Source organism: Chitinophaga sedimenti, assembly GCF_023156195.1.
GTDB classification, from domain to species: domain Bacteria; phylum Bacteroidota; class Bacteroidia; order Chitinophagales; family Chitinophagaceae; genus Chitinophaga; species Chitinophaga sedimenti.
On record NZ_JAKUKA010000001.1, the window covers coordinates 2672239 to 2686547 of the forward strand.

Consider the following 14309-nt stretch of genomic DNA (forward strand, 5'->3'; position numbering starts at 1 on the left):
ACTATGCAAAAAATTAACATCAGTATATTAACCATCGCGCTCTGCACCTCGGCCGCTTCCTGTATGCGTCCGCTGGAAACCGTTCCGGTGGAATTCAAGTCGGATGTATTCGTGTTCAGCGACTCTGCCCGTGCGGAGATGTTCATCAACAACGCTTATACCGACCTCCCGGCAGATGTATCCGCCTCCTTCAACTGGCTGGATGGCAACGCGATGCTGGCTTCCGCGAGTGACGAAGCGATGCATGTATCTACTAACAAAACCGTTCCTTCTGCCGCACAACGCATGAGCGCCGGCAACTGGAACCCGTCTAATATGAGATACTGGCGCGCGAGCGATGGCGCCGGTGAAATAGGCTCCTGGATGAAGTATGGCGGTTACCATGGTAATCGTAAAACCAATACCGCCATCAAAAACCTGCACCTGCTGCCGACCACCACGACCGAGCGTTTCCGTAACCGTATGATGGGCGAAATGATTTTCATCCGCGCATTACACCATTGGTTCCTGTTCCAGCGCTGGGGTGGTATCCCCATCGTGGACCGTTCGTTCGAGGCGTCTGAAAACGTACTGACCCCGCGGAATTCTGTAAAATCTGTAGTAGATTTTATTGTACGCAGCTGCGACGAAGCATACGCCTTGTTACCGGCAGAACCTTACTATGAGCCTAACGAGGTGGGTCGTGCCGACCGCGGTTCCTGCATGGCGCTGAAAGCAAAAGTACTGCTGTACGCTGCCAGCCCGTTGTACAACCGCGCTGGTGAAGACTCCCTCACCTCTTATGGCAATGTAGATGCTAACCGTTGGGCGCTGGCCGCACAGGCCGCACAGTCAGTGGTAGACCTTAACTGGTACCAATTGTACCGCCCCGGTACAAACGGGCAGACTAACTACTCCTCATTCTTTAACGCCTGGGGCGCCGGCACTACTAACCGCGAACTGATCTTCGCCCGCTTGCGCACGCCCAACCGCGATACAGAGAACGATAACTTCCCCGCTGGTTTTACCAACGCACGCGGTGGCACCTGTCCTTCGCAGGACCTGGTAGACGCGTACGAGATGTCGAACGGAACGCTGTTCAACTGGAATAATACCGCGCAGGCAGCTGCTCCTTACGATAACAGGGACCCGCGTTTTTATGCGAGCATCATTTATAATGGCGCACGTTACGCCAAGTTTGCGGGACAGAATAACTATACGTTCCAGATTTTCACCGGTGGCGCCAATGCTACAGGTAACGCGAAAACGGAAACAGGTTACTACCTGAACAAGTTCATGGACTATGCGAATGCAAACCCGGCACAGAACACCGGCACCGTGTACCACAACTGGGTATATTTCCGTTACGCGGAAGTGCTGCTGAACCTGGCGGAAGCCGGTAACGAGGCAGGCGGGCCGTCTTACATCGTACCTGGTTCCTCAGCCCCCTTACACCGGTGCAGGCGCTGGACCTGGTAAGAGCACGCGCTGGCATGCCCGATGTGCAGACCACCTTTACCCGCCGCGGTATTCCGCTGAACCAGGAAACGCTGCGTGACCTGATACGCAACGAGCGCCGCATCGAGCTGGCATTTGAAGATCACCGTTACTTCGACGTGCGTCGCTGGATGATCATTGAATCGCTGCCGAAGTTTATTCGTGGTATGGTGACTACCCGCAACGCAAACGGTACGTTCACGTATAATCCGAATGTGAAAGTGGAAGACAAGGTGTTTGAAACCAAACATTACTTCTTCCCTATCCCGCAGATAGAAATGAACCGTAATCCCTCCATGCGCCAAAATCCCGACTGGCTCTAAAAACGCAACAGATGAAAAAATACTATTCTTCCTCCTGCTGCTGTGCGTTTCTATCACCCAGGTGATGGCGCAGGGCAAAACCATCACCGGTAAGGTGGTGAACGCGTCCGGCGAGCTGCTTATAGGCGCCGGCATTACGGAGAAAGGCACCTCCAACAGGGTGGTGACCGATCCCAAAGGCGAATTTAAATTGACATTGACCGGCACTACCGGCGTGCTACAGATTACTTATATCGGTTTTGTGGCACAGGAAGTTGCCATCCGCAATCAATCCAGTCTCCATATTACGATGGAGTCGGACGCCACCAAACTGGGCGACTATGTAGTGGTGGGTTACGGTACACAAAAGAAAGCCAGCGTGGTGGGCGCCATCTCGCAGGTAAAATCCGAAGAACTGCAACGCGCCTCTACTCCGAACCTGTCCAATGCTATCGCAGGCCGTGTTTCTGGTGTAATCAGTATAATGGGTTCCGGTAAACCGGGTGCAGACAATGCACAGATACTCATCCGCGGTATGGCTACGACCAATACTACCGCACCACTGGTGCTGGTAGATGGTGTGGAAAGAGAATGGCAGCAGATTGACCCGGTGGATATTGAAACGTTTTCTGTACTGAAAGATGCTTCTGCTACTGCCGTATACGGTGTGCGCGGTGCGAACGGTGTAATCCTCATCACCACCAAACGCGGTACCGTTGGCCGTCCTGTATTGTCACTGTCTACACAGGCCGCTGTACAACAGCCTATCCGTAAACCGGACTACCTGGGTTCTTACGACTATGCTACATTGATGAACGAAGCACTGAAGAACGAAGGCAAACCGCTGGAATACACTGCCAGCGACCTGGAACACTATCGTTTGGGCAACTCGCCATACACGCACCCCGACAATGATTTCTATGAAGATTTCATGCGCAAAGCGTCGTGGCAGCAGCTGTCGAACATGAGCGTAAGAGGCGGCAACGAAGTGCTGCAGTACTTTATTTCCGCGAACCACCTGCACCAGGAAGGTTTGTATAAGGAATTCCCGAACGCAAGATACCCGACCAATACAGAGTATAACCGTATGAGCTTCCGCTCCAACCTGGACTTCACCGTTACATCCTCTACTAAAGTGGGGGTAGACTTAACAGGCAGGTTTGAAGAAAGGAAACAACCGAACTTCGACGAGGACCTCTTCGATAAATTAAGAAGATTACCGCCAAACTTCCAAACGTATATCAACCCGGATGGCAGTATCGGTGGCCGTTCTGACGAAAGCCGCCTGTCGCCCTACGCCCTGCTGTCCCAGTTCGGTAACCGCAGGCGTAACAAGAACGTACTGGAAGGAGCCTTCACGATCAAACAAGACCTGAATAAAATCACCAAAGGCTTATCTGCCCGTGCACTCATAGGTTTTGTAAGCACCTACGAATCGCGCCGCGACATAGTGGAAAAACCACTCCTGTATGAATACACCCGCTTCGGGCAATATCTCCTGAACAAGAGCCCGACCGAACTGTCGATTTCTACCGGCAGAGGCGGCGATGCCACCAGGAGAAGGCAACACTTTGAGGGTGCATTGAACTACAACCGCAACTTTGGCGATCATGCCGTTACCGGTATGGTCTTGTATCAACAGATACAGGACTTTGTACAGGCGCAGATTCCCACCGGTTATTTAGGATGGGTAGGCCGTGCCACCTATGGCTACAAAAACAAATACCTGTTCGAAGTGAACGCGGGTTATAACGGCTCTATGCAGTTCGATCCCAGCCGCCGCTTCGGCTTCTTCCCCGCCGCTTCACTGGGCTGGGTAGCATCAGAGGAAGGATTCTGGGGTAAAAATAACTTCGTGAATTACCTCAAAATCAGGGGCTCCTACGGAGAGATCGGTAATGACAGGATTGGCAACTTTAACTACCTGTACGAGCAGCGTTATAACTACATGCCTAACGAAGACGGCTGGAGAGTGTTCTGGGGTGAACAACCCAGCTCCGAGAGAGGTATCGCAGAAGGTCAGCCTGGTAATGCTTTCGTAACCTGGGAAAGAGCGAAAAAGAGCAATATTGGTTTCGACGCACAGATGATGAATGGTCGCATTACATTAACGGCCGACTTCTTCTCCGAGCACCGCCGCGATATTCTTGCTATCCCCTACTCGCTGCCGCTGGTATTCGGTATGAATAACCCGCAGGGCTCTACGAGAACGGACGGACAAGGTCTTCCCCGGAAAACATTGGCCGCGTTCACAACAAGGGCTTTGATATGGAACTGGGCTTCTCCGATAAAAAAGGCGACTTCAACTACCTGGTCAAAGGTAACTTCACTTTCGCCCGCAACGTGATCAACAGGATCGATGAAGAAGGCAAAAGATACGACTGGCAACGCCGTACCGGCAAACGTATCGGACAACACTTCGGGTTAACCGACAATGGTTTGTATGCGCGGGAGGATTTTGAACTGACATCCAACGGTGACCTCGTACTCGAGGGCGGCTTCCCGGTACTGCGGAAAGAGCTGCCTATCCCGTCTTACGGGGTGGTTTATCCAGGCGATATCAAATACAAAGACCTGAACGGCGATGGCCTGGTAGACAGCTACGATGAAGGTGCTATCGGTATGGGTACCGTTCCGGAATTCATCTACGGCATCACCCTTGGTGGTGGCTGGAAAGGCCTCGACATCAATATGCTGATACAGGGTGGCGGTAATGCCGACATGTACTTCAGAGAAGATGCAGCATGGGAATTCAGCCAGCTGGGTAAAGTGATGCGCCATCACCTGGGCCGTTACAACCCGGATGATCCTTCCACCTGGGCAAATGCAACCTATCCAAGGCTGCACCCTTCGGAAAACACGAACAACCACCGCAAATCTTCCTACTGGTTGTATAGCAGGAATTATGTGCGCCTGAAAAACGTGGAAATCGGATATAACCTGCCTAAAGCTATGCTGTCGCGTGTTAAAATAAACGGCGTACGCTTTTTCGCAAATGGCAACAACCTGCTGACCTGGGATAAAATGCTGGGCTGGGATCCGGAATCCAACAGCGAAATCGGCAGTGCTTATCCGCAGTTAAGAACCTGGAACCTGGGCGTTAAAGTAACCTTGTAAAACAGACGATCATGAAATCGAGCATAAAAAAATTAGCTTACTTCCTCCTGCTGCTGGTGTTCGCATCCTGCAACAAAGATGGCGCGGGCCTGCTGGACAAGGCGGAGTCGGGCGACCTCAACGAGGAAAGAGTATTTGCCAGCGCGAAGTACACGAAAGAGTTCCTGACGGACATCTATCGCCGTATTCCCAACAGCTGGGACAATAACGTATACCTGGACGCCACTACAGATGATGGCGAATCGCGTCCTTGGTGGGGATGGGCAAACACCGTACACGTGGGCGCGTACAACCCTACCAGCATGCCCGATAAGTTCAAGCGCTGGGCGGACTATTACGCTGCCATCCGCGCCTGTAATCTTTCCTCAGCAAGATCGATAATGTTCCCATAGATCCGGAGCAATACATGAACACCGAAGCGGTACGTGAGCGTATGAAATATGAAGCCGTGTTGCTGCGTGCTTTCTTTTACGCGGAACTCGTACGCTGGTATGGTGGCGTGCCGATCATCACTAAAGTGCTGGACCGCGATTCTCCCGAATTGTATTCCGCCCGCGCCAGCCTCGAAGAGATACAGAAATTCATTGTGGACGAATGCGATCTCGCCGCAGCAAACCTGCCGGCTAAACAAACCGGTATCGACTTTATGCGCGTAACCAGCGGCATGGCCAAAGCTATCAAGGCGAGGCTCCTGTTGCACCTGGCCAGCCCGCTGTTTAACAGTGCGGCTGCCGGTCCGGCCAGTCCGTGGTCATGGGGCAGCTTCGACATCAACCGTTGGAAAGCGGCAGCAGATGCGGCTAAAGCGGTGATCGACCACAAAGATGAAAATGGCGCGCAGGTGTACAGCCTCGTGGTAAGAACAGAACCTGCCAACTACTTCGGCACCCGTGTTACTTATCCCGGCTCCATGAAAGCTATGGGCTGGTTCAACGTTTTCATCACCCGTGTAAATACCGAGTATATTCTCGGCTATGCAAGAAAAGGGTTGACGAATGAGCTGGACAAATGGCAGCTTCCCGGCGCCATGCAACGTACCGGCGACGCCTCTTACACCCTGCCAACCTACAACTACGCCGCCGCTTTCGAAACCAAAGACGGCTACCCGGTATACCAGACCGACGAATATGGTAATCCACTGCTGGACGCAAACGGCCAGTTCGTGGTAAACCCAGCCTCGGGTTTTAATCCGCAGAAGCCTTATGAGAACAGGGATTCCCGCTTCTACCATTCACTGTGGTATAATCAGGCCATGTTCAGCGGTAACGTTTTCAATACCTGGAGGGCCGAAGACGGTTCTATGGGCCAGGAATACCTCAACGGTTATGCGCACACAGGATTGTTCCTGCGTAAGTTCACGGACCCGAAAAACATAACCATCAACAACAGTGGTACACAGGGACAAACAAGTCATAACTTCCCCGTATACCGTTTGGTGGAAATGCTGCTGAACTATGCAGAAGCCATGAACGAATTCTTACCTGACGGAGCCGATCGTTCGGACGTGATCCGGTATTGAACCAGATCAGGACCCGCGCCGACATGCCGGATATCGCCACTACCTTCGGCCGCAATGGCTGGGTAGTAACCAACCAGCAGCAGATGCGTAAATTCATCCGCAACGAGCGCAGGATTGAGCTGGCATTCGAAGATCACCGCTTCTTTGACATTCGTCGCTGGGTAATTGGTGAGCAAACACAGAAAACCGTGTATGAACATGATGTACTGAAAAAACCGGACGGTTCTTTTGTGTACAGCATCAGGGTTTGGGAAAGAAGGGTGTTCCAGCAGAAACACAACCTGCTGCCCATCCCCCAATCTGAAGTAAACAACAATCCGAACATGCAGCAGAATCCAGGCTGGTAAATATGAACACCATGAGAAACATCTTTTTAATATTAGCCGCGGTGCTGCTGGGCTTTTCCAGTTGCAAAAAGGATAACTTCTTCGATAAATTTCCGCCGGAAGTATTGTACTACCGCGGTACAGCCGTGGAAAATCCCGATTTTGTAACCACCACCCTGGCCACCGGCGTAAACACCTGGACGGTGAAAGCCCGCGTAAGCGCACCGGTAAAACTGAAGGAAATTAAATTGTATAAAACCGTAGCAGGCGGTCCGGAAGAGTTGCTGGAAACGTACAACGAATTCAGCCTTACTCCTACTGTGTATAACGTAAACTATGCCCTAACCGGCATTACCACGGAAACTACGGTACGGATACTCGCTACCGACTTAGACGGGAAGCCTACCAGCAGAACGTTTGTCATAAAAGTAACACCTTAACCATTAAAAAGGCCGGCTCACAAAGCCGGCCTTTTTAATGCCCCCAATGCAGCTGTTCACCGGTAACCGGATCCTTATCCGGAAGCGGCAGCAAAGCTATATTTTTCAACGCACCCGGCCGTTCGCTCGGCGCGCCATAATTCAGGTCGAACTTACGATTGTCCGCATAGCCCCCAATCACATCCACATCCCGCTCCGACCCCAGGTTCTTATGCGCCACCCCGGCGGGCATAACCACCACGTCCGTTTTCCTTATGGTCAGCACCACCCCACTATGCCCGCCTATCTGCAGGTCTGTCCGCCCTTCTATGATGGCCAGCACTTCGTGGGCCGTACTGTGGTAATGATGATACGTAAAGATGCCGCCCCGCCAATTATTTCCCCAGCCATGGCGGTGGAGCAGGCGTTTTACATGGAGGGCAGAAAAGAAGACGGGCAGCTGGAGCGCCCTTTCGAAATGTAATACAGGCAGGGGGCTGTTGGGGAACAGGCCGTCGTCCTGCAGGAAGTAACGTTTCGGGTCCATGAGGGGTTTATAGCAAGAAGTGTTCCTATTGGTATAGGGACTGTACTTCTGCCATCAATTTATCAACGGCGGCTTTGTCTGCATTCGGGCCGGTGAGAGCGATAATGGCATCGAAAAGAGCAAAGACACGGTCGGGTTTAGTGTGTTCGGAGGCGTTTTTGTGAATATCTACACGCTTTCCGTCGATGATCATGGAGATGATACGGCCCGTTCCGTCAAGCGTAAACCATCCCGGATAGGGCAATCTGACTTCAGCCACGATAAGTTTTACCAGCTCAAACAGTTGATCACCTGAATGTTTTTCCAGCACCCCTTCCGACAGCATACCGGGAATAGTTGTAAGTGCCCGATCCTTATCATATCTGAGCCAGTAATTTTCCTCGAGGATGTAATACTTGAGGGAATATGCTCCTTCGCCCGCCTCCACCATTAATATACTTTCCGCCGTAAAAGAAGGCACTGTCATAAAATACAACTGGCCTTCTTTCAGCTTGTTGAAGCCGAGCAAGGTGTTAAGCCTATCATGGTAACATGCTAACCAATCCATTCCAGATGCGGTTTCATAAGGCTCGAAGTAATCATTATGCTCCATACGCTCCTTGTACTGAACGTATTGGTGATTAAAAGCCTGTAACTTTTCGGGAGTATCTAACTTTCCTGAAAAAGTTTCATAGTTACGTTTAAAACGCTCGTAGTCGACTTCCATACCTCCAAAATACTAAATATTTATCCATCACTCTTTATCTTAGTAAGATGATGCGTTACCTGATCATCCTGCTACTCTGTAGTTTTTCCGCCGCTGCCCAGATCAACACCAATATATTTAAACAACACGGCGTAACCGGCAGCACCACCATTTACGACTATCAAACTAAAAATGGCTATACAGCGACAGCTGGACGCGCAACGCGCCATGTAACCCGCATCTACCTTCAAAATCATCAACCTGTTAATAGGACTGGAAACAAAAACGATAAAGGACGAAAACGCGATCATTCACTGGCCGGGAAAAACGGACACTACGCTGTACGGCTATCGTCCCGATATCTATAAAAACATCAGCATAAAAGAAGCCTTTGAAGTGTCTGCCGGATGGGCTTTTATAGAGATGGCCAAAAACATCCCCCGCAAAACCTACCTGTCTTACCTGCGCCGCTCTGTCTATGGCAACCTTGACCTGAGCGAAAAGGGCGACGACTTCTGGAACTTCGGCCCCATGAAAGTAACACCGCAGCAACAGGTCGCGTTCCTGGTTAAAGTGTATGAGCACAAAACGATCTTCTCCCGCCGTAATACGGACATTTTAAACGGGTGATGATCACGTCGCAAAAGCCGGGTATTACCGTACGCTCCAAAACCGGCTGGACGCGCACCGAAGGCCGGCACATTGGCTGGTGGACGGGGTACATGGAGCATCAAGGGAACGTGTACTTTTTCTGTACGCGGATTATGATGCCTTTGGGGCGTAATACGGACGGTTTCGGGAAGGCGCGGAAGTTGATTACGGCGGAGGTATTGAAGGCGCTGTATGGGGTGGAAATATGATACGCTTAATATTCACATAACACTGCCTCCCTATTTTTACACCCGTTCAGCCACACGCAAACTATGCCACTCATTCAGCATACATCCGGCTTCGAGGCGTCGGTGCAGGTTTATTGGGACAAACTACTGTCCATCGCCGTTGCAAAAACGAATGCGCACGACGCGTTCGACATCGTGCAGGACGTGCTAATGGCCGCATGGGAAAAGTGGGACGAACTACCGAAAGACGAGGAACTGGAGTTTTATCTCCTGAATGCCCTCAAATACCGCATCTTCAACTACTACCGCAGTGCGGGGCGCTATAATGCCCACCTGAAGCGGCTCGAAGACATGCTTACCGACACCATCGGGGATGTATCCGGCATCGAAACGGAAGAACTTATGGAAGCAGTGCTCAACGAAGCCATTCACGCACTTTCCCCCATCAGCAGAAATTATTCGTCCTCCGGCTGCGGCATCATTACTCCTATAAGAAAATAGCTTCCGAGCTCGATATTGCCCCCGGCTCTGCCCGCGTACTGTACTCCCGCGCGCTGGAGCAGGTGAAGGACCACATCCGCGCCAATCCTGCTTTAACGGCTCACCTGGTATGCACCATGGTGTTGTTCACAATTCCTTAACCTGAAACGGGTTAACATTTCTTTTTTACCGGGTATTCTTATATGTATGGCATCACAACAATACCCGAAAGCGAAGGCGTTACTCGACAAATTTCATGCAGGCAAATGCACGCCCGAAGAACTGGCGTTGCTCAATAGCTGGTATGATGGCATTCGCAGCGAAGTCGAAGTGGAGAACATGCTGGCGCAACGGGAGCGCTTCCTGGCGGCCTTCCGTCAGCAGGTGGCCCATCAACACAAATCCAATATCAGGCCTTTCATATGGAAATGGTCAGCCGCAGCGGCCGTGTTACTGCTGGCAGGCAGCGTTTATTTTTTAGGTGGATATCATAAAGCGGCCCCGCCGGCCAATACGGCAGCAGCGGTGGAAAACATCTTCCGGGTCAGAAACACCAGCAACGTTATTAAGAAAGTGGTATTGCCGGACAGTTCCGTGATCTGGATGAACGCCAATGCCACATTGAGCTTCAGGGAAGATGCCGGCAATAAAACACGCCAGGTATCATTCCAGGGGGAAGGTTACTTTGAGGTAAACCGCAGCGCCCAATCACCTTTGTGATCGTGACCCGCGACCTGGTCGTAAACGTGCTGGGTACCTCCTTTAACCTGGAAGCCTATCCCGAAGAAAAAATGACGCGCGTATCGCTGACGTCGGGCAAGGTACAGGTGGCGCCCAAACAGAACAATTTCACTAAAACTATACTCGAGCCGGGACAGGCAGCTTCTTATTTCCGGGAAGACAGTCTGCTTGCTACTTATTCGATTGACACTACGCTCACGGCAGCCTGGATGCAAGGCGGCTTTACCGCTAACCAGCTGACCGTGAAAGACGCCTTTACCAGACTTTGTGAACGCAGCGGTTATGAGCTGAATTGGGAAAATGAACGCCATCTTCAAAAAGAATTACGATCAACTTTCCAAAACAAACTTTTGTGCAGACACTCGATGACCTCTGCTACATGACTCGTAAAAAATATAGGATCAGTAATAGGATTGTAACCATTTTTTAAAAAACAGGGATGACGACCCATCTCTGAAAATCGCTAAACCATGAACAGAACTTTTACACCCGCGGGTACCCCCGGGAGGGGCCGTACTATGCCTGTCACCAAACGCCTGCTGCTATTCGGTTGCGCCCTGTTGGTAGCCTCCGTTGGTTACGCACAGCAGCGTGAACTGACCGAGAAAGTTAAACTTGACATTTCGTCGGCGCCCTTATCCACCGTGTTAAAAGCGCTCGACAAACAAAGTCATTATTCCTTCAGCTTTATCAGTGAAGATTTTGACAAGATTACCGTACGTGACTTCCATGCCAACAACATCTCCCTCGGCGAGGCGCTGGCTATCCTGGAAAAATCAGCGGGCATTGAGTTCAGCGTGCGCAACAACGCTATTATCTTCCGCAAAGCGGCAGAAAAGCCGACAGTAGCGGCTGAAGCAACGCCTATTACCGGTCGCGTTACCATGGCGGAAAGCAACGAGCCTATTCCCGGCGTAAGCGTATGGCAGAAAGGCACCGCTAACCGTGTTATCACCAATGAAAAAGGTGAGTACAGTCTCCCGGGCGGCGACGAAAATGCCACCCTGGTATTCAGCTTCGTAGGTTTCGAAACAAAGGAGATCAGGGCGAACGACCCGGCTGTTGCCGAAGTAGCGCTTAAATCTACCCGCGAATCATTGAACGAGATCGTGGTACTCGGTTACGGTAAAGCCAAAAAAGGCGACCTGTCTGCCGCAGTAGCCACTGTTCCGGACATGGACCAGGTAAAAAGCCGTCCCGTACTGAACGTGAACGCGATGATCCAGGGTAAAGTACCCGGTGTTACCGTCATCAGCAATGGTGGTCACCCTAACTCCACTCCACGCGTAGTGATCCGCGGTATCGGCTCACGCAGCTCGGAAAACGTATTGTACGTGGTAGATGGTGTACCCGGTGCTCCCTATAACCCGGCCGACATCGAGAGCATCACCGTACTGAAAGACGCGGCTTCCGCGGCGATTTACGGCGCTTTCTCCGGCTCCGCAGGTGTAATACTCATTACGACCCGCCAGGCCAAACAAGGTAAACCAGGGATCGAATACAACACCTTCGTGGGCATGAAGCAGGCGTGGAGAACACCGCAATCGCTGACCGCTACGGAAGAAGCCAAAGTATCCAACCTGGCTTATACGAATGCCGGCCTCACTCCCCTCAGCGGTTGGGACGCCACGGTAAACCCGTATGCGCAGGTAACCCGCACCGACTGGGTAGACGAAGTGTTCCGTACCGGCATGATCCAGCGTCATACGGTGAGTGTAAACGCCGGTAACGAAAAATTCTCTACACTTTTAACGGGTCGTTACGAGAATGAAGAAGGCACTTTGCTGAACACTTACAACAAAAACGTTTCCCTGCGCTTCAACGCGAACTACCAGTTTACGGATAAGATCAGACTGCGCCAGGATGTATTTTTCAACAATAACGACAACCGTGGTACAGAAACCGCCAGCGGTTACAGCGGTGTGATCCTCTCAGCGATCTATATGCCCCGCTCTGCCTCCGTTTATTATGAAGACGGCAGCTTTGGCGGTGTAGGTCCGCGCGAGTCGGATTACCTGGGCATTCATGGCGACGCCATCAACCCGGTAGCTACTTTGCTGCGTAATAAGCCTTATAATAAAAGCAACGATCTGCAGTCCGTTACGGAAGTAAACGTAGCCGATATTGTAAAAGGCCTGAGCTTCCTCTCCCGCTTCTCTTACCGCCAAAGCAATTCGCTCTGGAAGAATTTTGAACCGAGAAGGACCGAGCCGGGTAAACCTAATAACCAGAACACCCTCTCTTATTCCACCGGTAAAAGCTACCACTGGATCTGGGAAAACACCCTTAACTACGAGCGCGTTTTCGGTAAACACAACATCGGCGCCATGGCGTCTATGACTGCACAACAGAATGGCAGCCGGTCTTTCAGCGCTGCTGCGAGAGGTTTGGAGAATGAGGAAGAATGGGCACAGTTCTTTGTAAACGCTTCTGTGTTTGACCAGAACCGTCCGGGTGACGGCGAATCGAAAGACCGTAACCTGTCGTATGTAGGCCGCGTAGCTTATAGCTGGGCCGATCGTTACTTCATTACCGGTAGCTATCGTTATGATATCGCCAGCCGCCTGCCACTGGACAACCGCGGTAAAGGTTTGCCAGGCGTCACCGGTGCATGGAAAATCAGTTCAGAACCTTTCTTTCATGTTCGTGGTGTAGACCTGCTGAAAGTGCGCGCCAGCTGGGGCCGCATCGGCAACCTCGGATCTATTCCGTTGGCTTACGGTTATCCCAAGCTGAGCTCCAACACCACCTACCAGGTAGGCGAAACAAGTCCGCAGAGCACCGCGCTGTACATGGCTGCCCGCAACAACCCGAACCTTTCATGGGAAACTTCGGAGCAAACCGACCTGGGTATCGACATCTCCCTGCTGAAGAATCGCCTGAGCATTACGGCCGATTATTTCGATAAAACCACTTTTGACCTGATCACCACGCAAACGCTGAACTGGACGAATACCTTTGGTTACGGCGCGCCGTTGATCAACCAGGGCCGCATCAGCAATAAAGGTTACGAGGTAAGTGCTTCCTGGAAAGACATGATCGGTAAAGTTGGTTACGGCATCGGCGGCAACTTCGCCACCTTGAAAAACAATGTGGAATACATTGATGGCAACGCTTCTTCGGCCTGGACAGATGGCGATGTATGGAGAGGGGTGTTAAATCCTTACCGTTCTATCGTTGGTCAGCCTATTTATTCTTACTGGCTGGTAAAATCTGCCGGTATTTTCCAGACAGATGCGGAAGCTGCCGCCTATGTTGATAAAAACGGCGGTCGTATTCAGCCTGAAGCAAAAGCAGGTGATATCAAATTCATCGATAAAGATGGTAATGGTAAGATTAATGACGGTGACCGTTATTACATGGGCAGCGCGTTCCCGAAAGTTACCTATGCTTTCAATGGCAGCGTAAACTGGAACAACTTTGACCTGGCCCTCTTCTTCCAGGGCGTAAGTGGTGCGAAACTGTTCCACGCATTTAAACAGTCTACCCTCAACGGTGCAGAACAAGGTTACAACCGCTGGAACAAGATCCCCGGATGCGTGGTCACCCACCAACACCGGTTCCGACATTCCGAAAATCTCCGCCAGCGACCGCAATAAAAACTTCCAGACTACTTCCGACTGGTATCTTGAAAGCGGTAACTACCTGCGCCTGAAAAACGTGCTGATCGGTTACACCTTTAAAAAGATGCCCCGGAACACTGGTCTGCGCGTATACGTTAGCGGCGACAACCTGCTCACCTTTACCAAATACAGCGGCATGGACCCCGAAGTAGGCGGCATGGGCATGGACGGCGGACAGTTCCCGATCTCCCGTGTATATTCTGTTGGCGCTAAACTTAATTTCTAAGCTATTAAC

General features: G+C 51.4%; 19 protein-coding genes. 17 read left to right on the plus strand and 2 right to left on the minus strand.

The annotated features are described in order from the left end of the window. The first annotated feature begins 3 nt into the window (after positions 1-3). The 8 genes from MKQ70_RS15245 (at position 4) to MKQ70_RS15270 (ending at position 7180) form a co-directional block, all read left to right on the plus strand. Entirely contained in the window at positions 4-1458 is a 1455-nt protein-coding gene (locus MKQ70_RS15245) for a RagB/SusD family nutrient uptake outer membrane protein (RefSeq protein ID WP_282456545.1), read from the plus strand. Beyond that, positions 1437-1799: a RagB/SusD family nutrient uptake outer membrane protein gene (locus MKQ70_RS38530; protein WP_308199034.1), complete on the plus strand. Its 363-nt coding sequence runs from the start codon at positions 1437-1439 to the stop codon at positions 1797-1799. Before MKQ70_RS15245 ends, MKQ70_RS38530 begins: the two co-directional genes overlap by 22 nt. Before the next feature lie 64 nt (positions 1800-1863). Beyond that, positions 1864-4125 carry a SusC/RagA family TonB-linked outer membrane protein gene (locus tag MKQ70_RS15250; RefSeq protein ID WP_248072326.1) on the plus strand — a complete coding sequence of 754 codons (2262 nt, stop codon included), beginning with the start codon at positions 1864-1866 and terminating at the stop codon, positions 4123-4125. Continuing rightward, the gene (locus tag MKQ70_RS15255; protein WP_248072327.1) at positions 4047-4895 is read left to right on the plus strand and encodes a SusC/RagA family TonB-linked outer membrane protein; all 849 of its coding nucleotides are present in this window, start codon (positions 4047-4049) and stop codon (positions 4893-4895) included. Before MKQ70_RS15250 ends, MKQ70_RS15255 begins: the two co-directional genes overlap by 79 nt. Before the next feature lie 11 nt (positions 4896-4906). Further along, the gene (locus MKQ70_RS15260; RefSeq protein WP_248072328.1) at positions 4907-5287 is read left to right on the plus strand and encodes a hypothetical protein; all 381 of its coding nucleotides are present in this window, start codon (positions 4907-4909) and stop codon (positions 5285-5287) included. Between the two features lie 14 nt (positions 5288-5301). Further along, complete coding sequence (locus tag MKQ70_RS15265) at positions 5302-6414, plus strand: RagB/SusD family nutrient uptake outer membrane protein (protein WP_282456546.1); 1113 nt, start codon at positions 5302-5304, stop codon at positions 6412-6414. Then, complete coding sequence (locus MKQ70_RS38535) at positions 6411-6761, plus strand: RagB/SusD family nutrient uptake outer membrane protein (protein ID WP_282456547.1); 351 nt, start codon at positions 6411-6413, stop codon at positions 6759-6761. The genes MKQ70_RS15265 and MKQ70_RS38535 overlap by 4 nt, the downstream gene beginning before the upstream one ends. An 11-nt stretch (positions 6762-6772) precedes the next feature. Continuing rightward, positions 6773-7180, plus strand: coding sequence for a hypothetical protein (locus MKQ70_RS15270; RefSeq protein WP_248072329.1), 408 nt, complete (start codon positions 6773-6775; stop codon positions 7178-7180). A 34-nt stretch (positions 7181-7214) separates the two neighbouring features. Here the strand turns inward: MKQ70_RS15270 and MKQ70_RS15275 are convergent, their stop codons facing one another. Then, positions 7215-7706, minus strand: a complete 492-nt coding sequence (locus MKQ70_RS15275; RefSeq protein ID WP_248072330.1) for a cupin domain-containing protein — start codon at positions 7704-7706, stop codon at positions 7215-7217. Positions 7707-7731: 25 nt separating this feature from the next. Further along, positions 7732-8412: a hypothetical protein gene (locus tag MKQ70_RS15280; protein WP_248072331.1), complete on the minus strand. Its 681-nt coding sequence runs from the start codon at positions 8410-8412 to the stop codon at positions 7732-7734. Between the two features lie 47 nt (positions 8413-8459). On the opposite strand from MKQ70_RS15280, the gene MKQ70_RS15285 reads away from it, so the two are divergent. The 9 genes from MKQ70_RS15285 (at position 8460) to MKQ70_RS15320 (ending at position 14300) form a co-directional block, all read left to right on the plus strand. Then, a complete protein-coding gene (locus MKQ70_RS15285) occupies positions 8460-8759 on the plus strand; it encodes a hypothetical protein (protein ID WP_248072332.1) in 300 nt (99 codons plus the stop codon). Beyond that, positions 8680-9021 carry a penicillin-binding transpeptidase domain-containing protein gene (locus tag MKQ70_RS15290; protein ID WP_248081394.1) on the plus strand — a complete coding sequence of 114 codons (342 nt, stop codon included), beginning with the start codon at positions 8680-8682 and terminating at the stop codon, positions 9019-9021. Before MKQ70_RS15285 ends, MKQ70_RS15290 begins: the two co-directional genes overlap by 80 nt. After that, on the plus strand, positions 9021-9251 hold the full coding sequence (locus MKQ70_RS15295; RefSeq protein ID WP_248081397.1) for a penicillin-binding transpeptidase domain-containing protein: 231 nt from the start codon (positions 9021-9023) through the stop codon (positions 9249-9251). The genes MKQ70_RS15290 and MKQ70_RS15295 overlap by 1 nt, the downstream gene beginning before the upstream one ends. A gap of 63 nt (positions 9252-9314) precedes the next feature. Next, entirely contained in the window at positions 9315-9731 is a 417-nt protein-coding gene (locus MKQ70_RS15300) for an RNA polymerase sigma factor (protein WP_248072333.1), read from the plus strand. Then, positions 9728-9871, plus strand: coding sequence for a hypothetical protein (locus MKQ70_RS42260; protein ID WP_372490117.1), 144 nt, complete (start codon positions 9728-9730; stop codon positions 9869-9871). The genes MKQ70_RS15300 and MKQ70_RS42260 overlap by 4 nt, the downstream gene beginning before the upstream one ends. Before the next feature lie 46 nt (positions 9872-9917). Further along, positions 9918-10430, plus strand: a complete 513-nt coding sequence (locus MKQ70_RS15305) for a FecR family protein (protein ID WP_248072334.1) — start codon at positions 9918-9920, stop codon at positions 10428-10430. After that, entirely contained in the window at positions 10427-10834 is a 408-nt protein-coding gene (locus tag MKQ70_RS15310) for a FecR family protein (protein ID WP_248072335.1), read from the plus strand. Before MKQ70_RS15305 ends, MKQ70_RS15310 begins: the two co-directional genes overlap by 4 nt. Positions 10835-10921: 87 nt before the next feature. Then, a complete protein-coding gene (locus tag MKQ70_RS15315) occupies positions 10922-14050 on the plus strand; it encodes a SusC/RagA family TonB-linked outer membrane protein (RefSeq protein WP_248072336.1) in 3129 nt (1042 codons plus the stop codon). Next, positions 13947-14300 carry a hypothetical protein gene (locus tag MKQ70_RS15320; RefSeq protein ID WP_248072337.1) on the plus strand — a complete coding sequence of 118 codons (354 nt, stop codon included), beginning with the start codon at positions 13947-13949 and terminating at the stop codon, positions 14298-14300. Before MKQ70_RS15315 ends, MKQ70_RS15320 begins: the two co-directional genes overlap by 104 nt. Positions 14301-14309: the final 9 nt, after the last annotated feature.

What these genes read in the sequence shown, in the direction of transcription:
- MKQ70_RS15245 (WP_282456545.1), top strand. Translation starts at nt 4, where the DNA reads ATGCAAAAAATTAACATCAGTATATTAACCATCGCGCTCTGCACCTCG.
- MKQ70_RS15250 (WP_248072326.1), top strand. Translation starts at nt 1,864, where the DNA reads ATGGCGCAGGGCAAAACCATCACCGGTAAGGTGGTGAACGCGTCCGGC.
- MKQ70_RS15255 (WP_248072327.1), top strand. Translation starts at nt 4,047, where the DNA reads ATGGAACTGGGCTTCTCCGATAAAAAAGGCGACTTCAACTACCTGGTC.
- MKQ70_RS15260 (WP_248072328.1), top strand. Translation starts at nt 4,907, where the DNA reads ATGAAATCGAGCATAAAAAAATTAGCTTACTTCCTCCTGCTGCTGGTG.
- MKQ70_RS15265 (WP_282456546.1), top strand. Translation starts at nt 5,302, where the DNA reads ATGAACACCGAAGCGGTACGTGAGCGTATGAAATATGAAGCCGTGTTG.
- MKQ70_RS15270 (WP_248072329.1), top strand. Translation starts at nt 6,773, where the DNA reads ATGAGAAACATCTTTTTAATATTAGCCGCGGTGCTGCTGGGCTTTTCC.
- MKQ70_RS15275 (WP_248072330.1), bottom strand. Translation starts at nt 7,706, where the DNA reads ATGGACCCGAAACGTTACTTCCTGCAGGACGACGGCCTGTTCCCCAAC.
- MKQ70_RS15280 (WP_248072331.1), bottom strand. Translation starts at nt 8,412, where the DNA reads ATGGAAGTCGACTACGAGCGTTTTAAACGTAACTATGAAACTTTTTCA.
- MKQ70_RS15285 (WP_248072332.1), top strand. Translation starts at nt 8,460, where the DNA reads ATGATGCGTTACCTGATCATCCTGCTACTCTGTAGTTTTTCCGCCGCT.
- MKQ70_RS15295 (WP_248081397.1), top strand. Translation starts at nt 9,021, where the DNA reads ATGATCACGTCGCAAAAGCCGGGTATTACCGTACGCTCCAAAACCGGC.
- MKQ70_RS15300 (WP_248072333.1), top strand. Translation starts at nt 9,315, where the DNA reads ATGCCACTCATTCAGCATACATCCGGCTTCGAGGCGTCGGTGCAGGTT.
- MKQ70_RS15305 (WP_248072334.1), top strand. Translation starts at nt 9,918, where the DNA reads ATGGCATCACAACAATACCCGAAAGCGAAGGCGTTACTCGACAAATTT.
- MKQ70_RS15315 (WP_248072336.1), top strand. Translation starts at nt 10,922, where the DNA reads ATGAACAGAACTTTTACACCCGCGGGTACCCCCGGGAGGGGCCGTACT.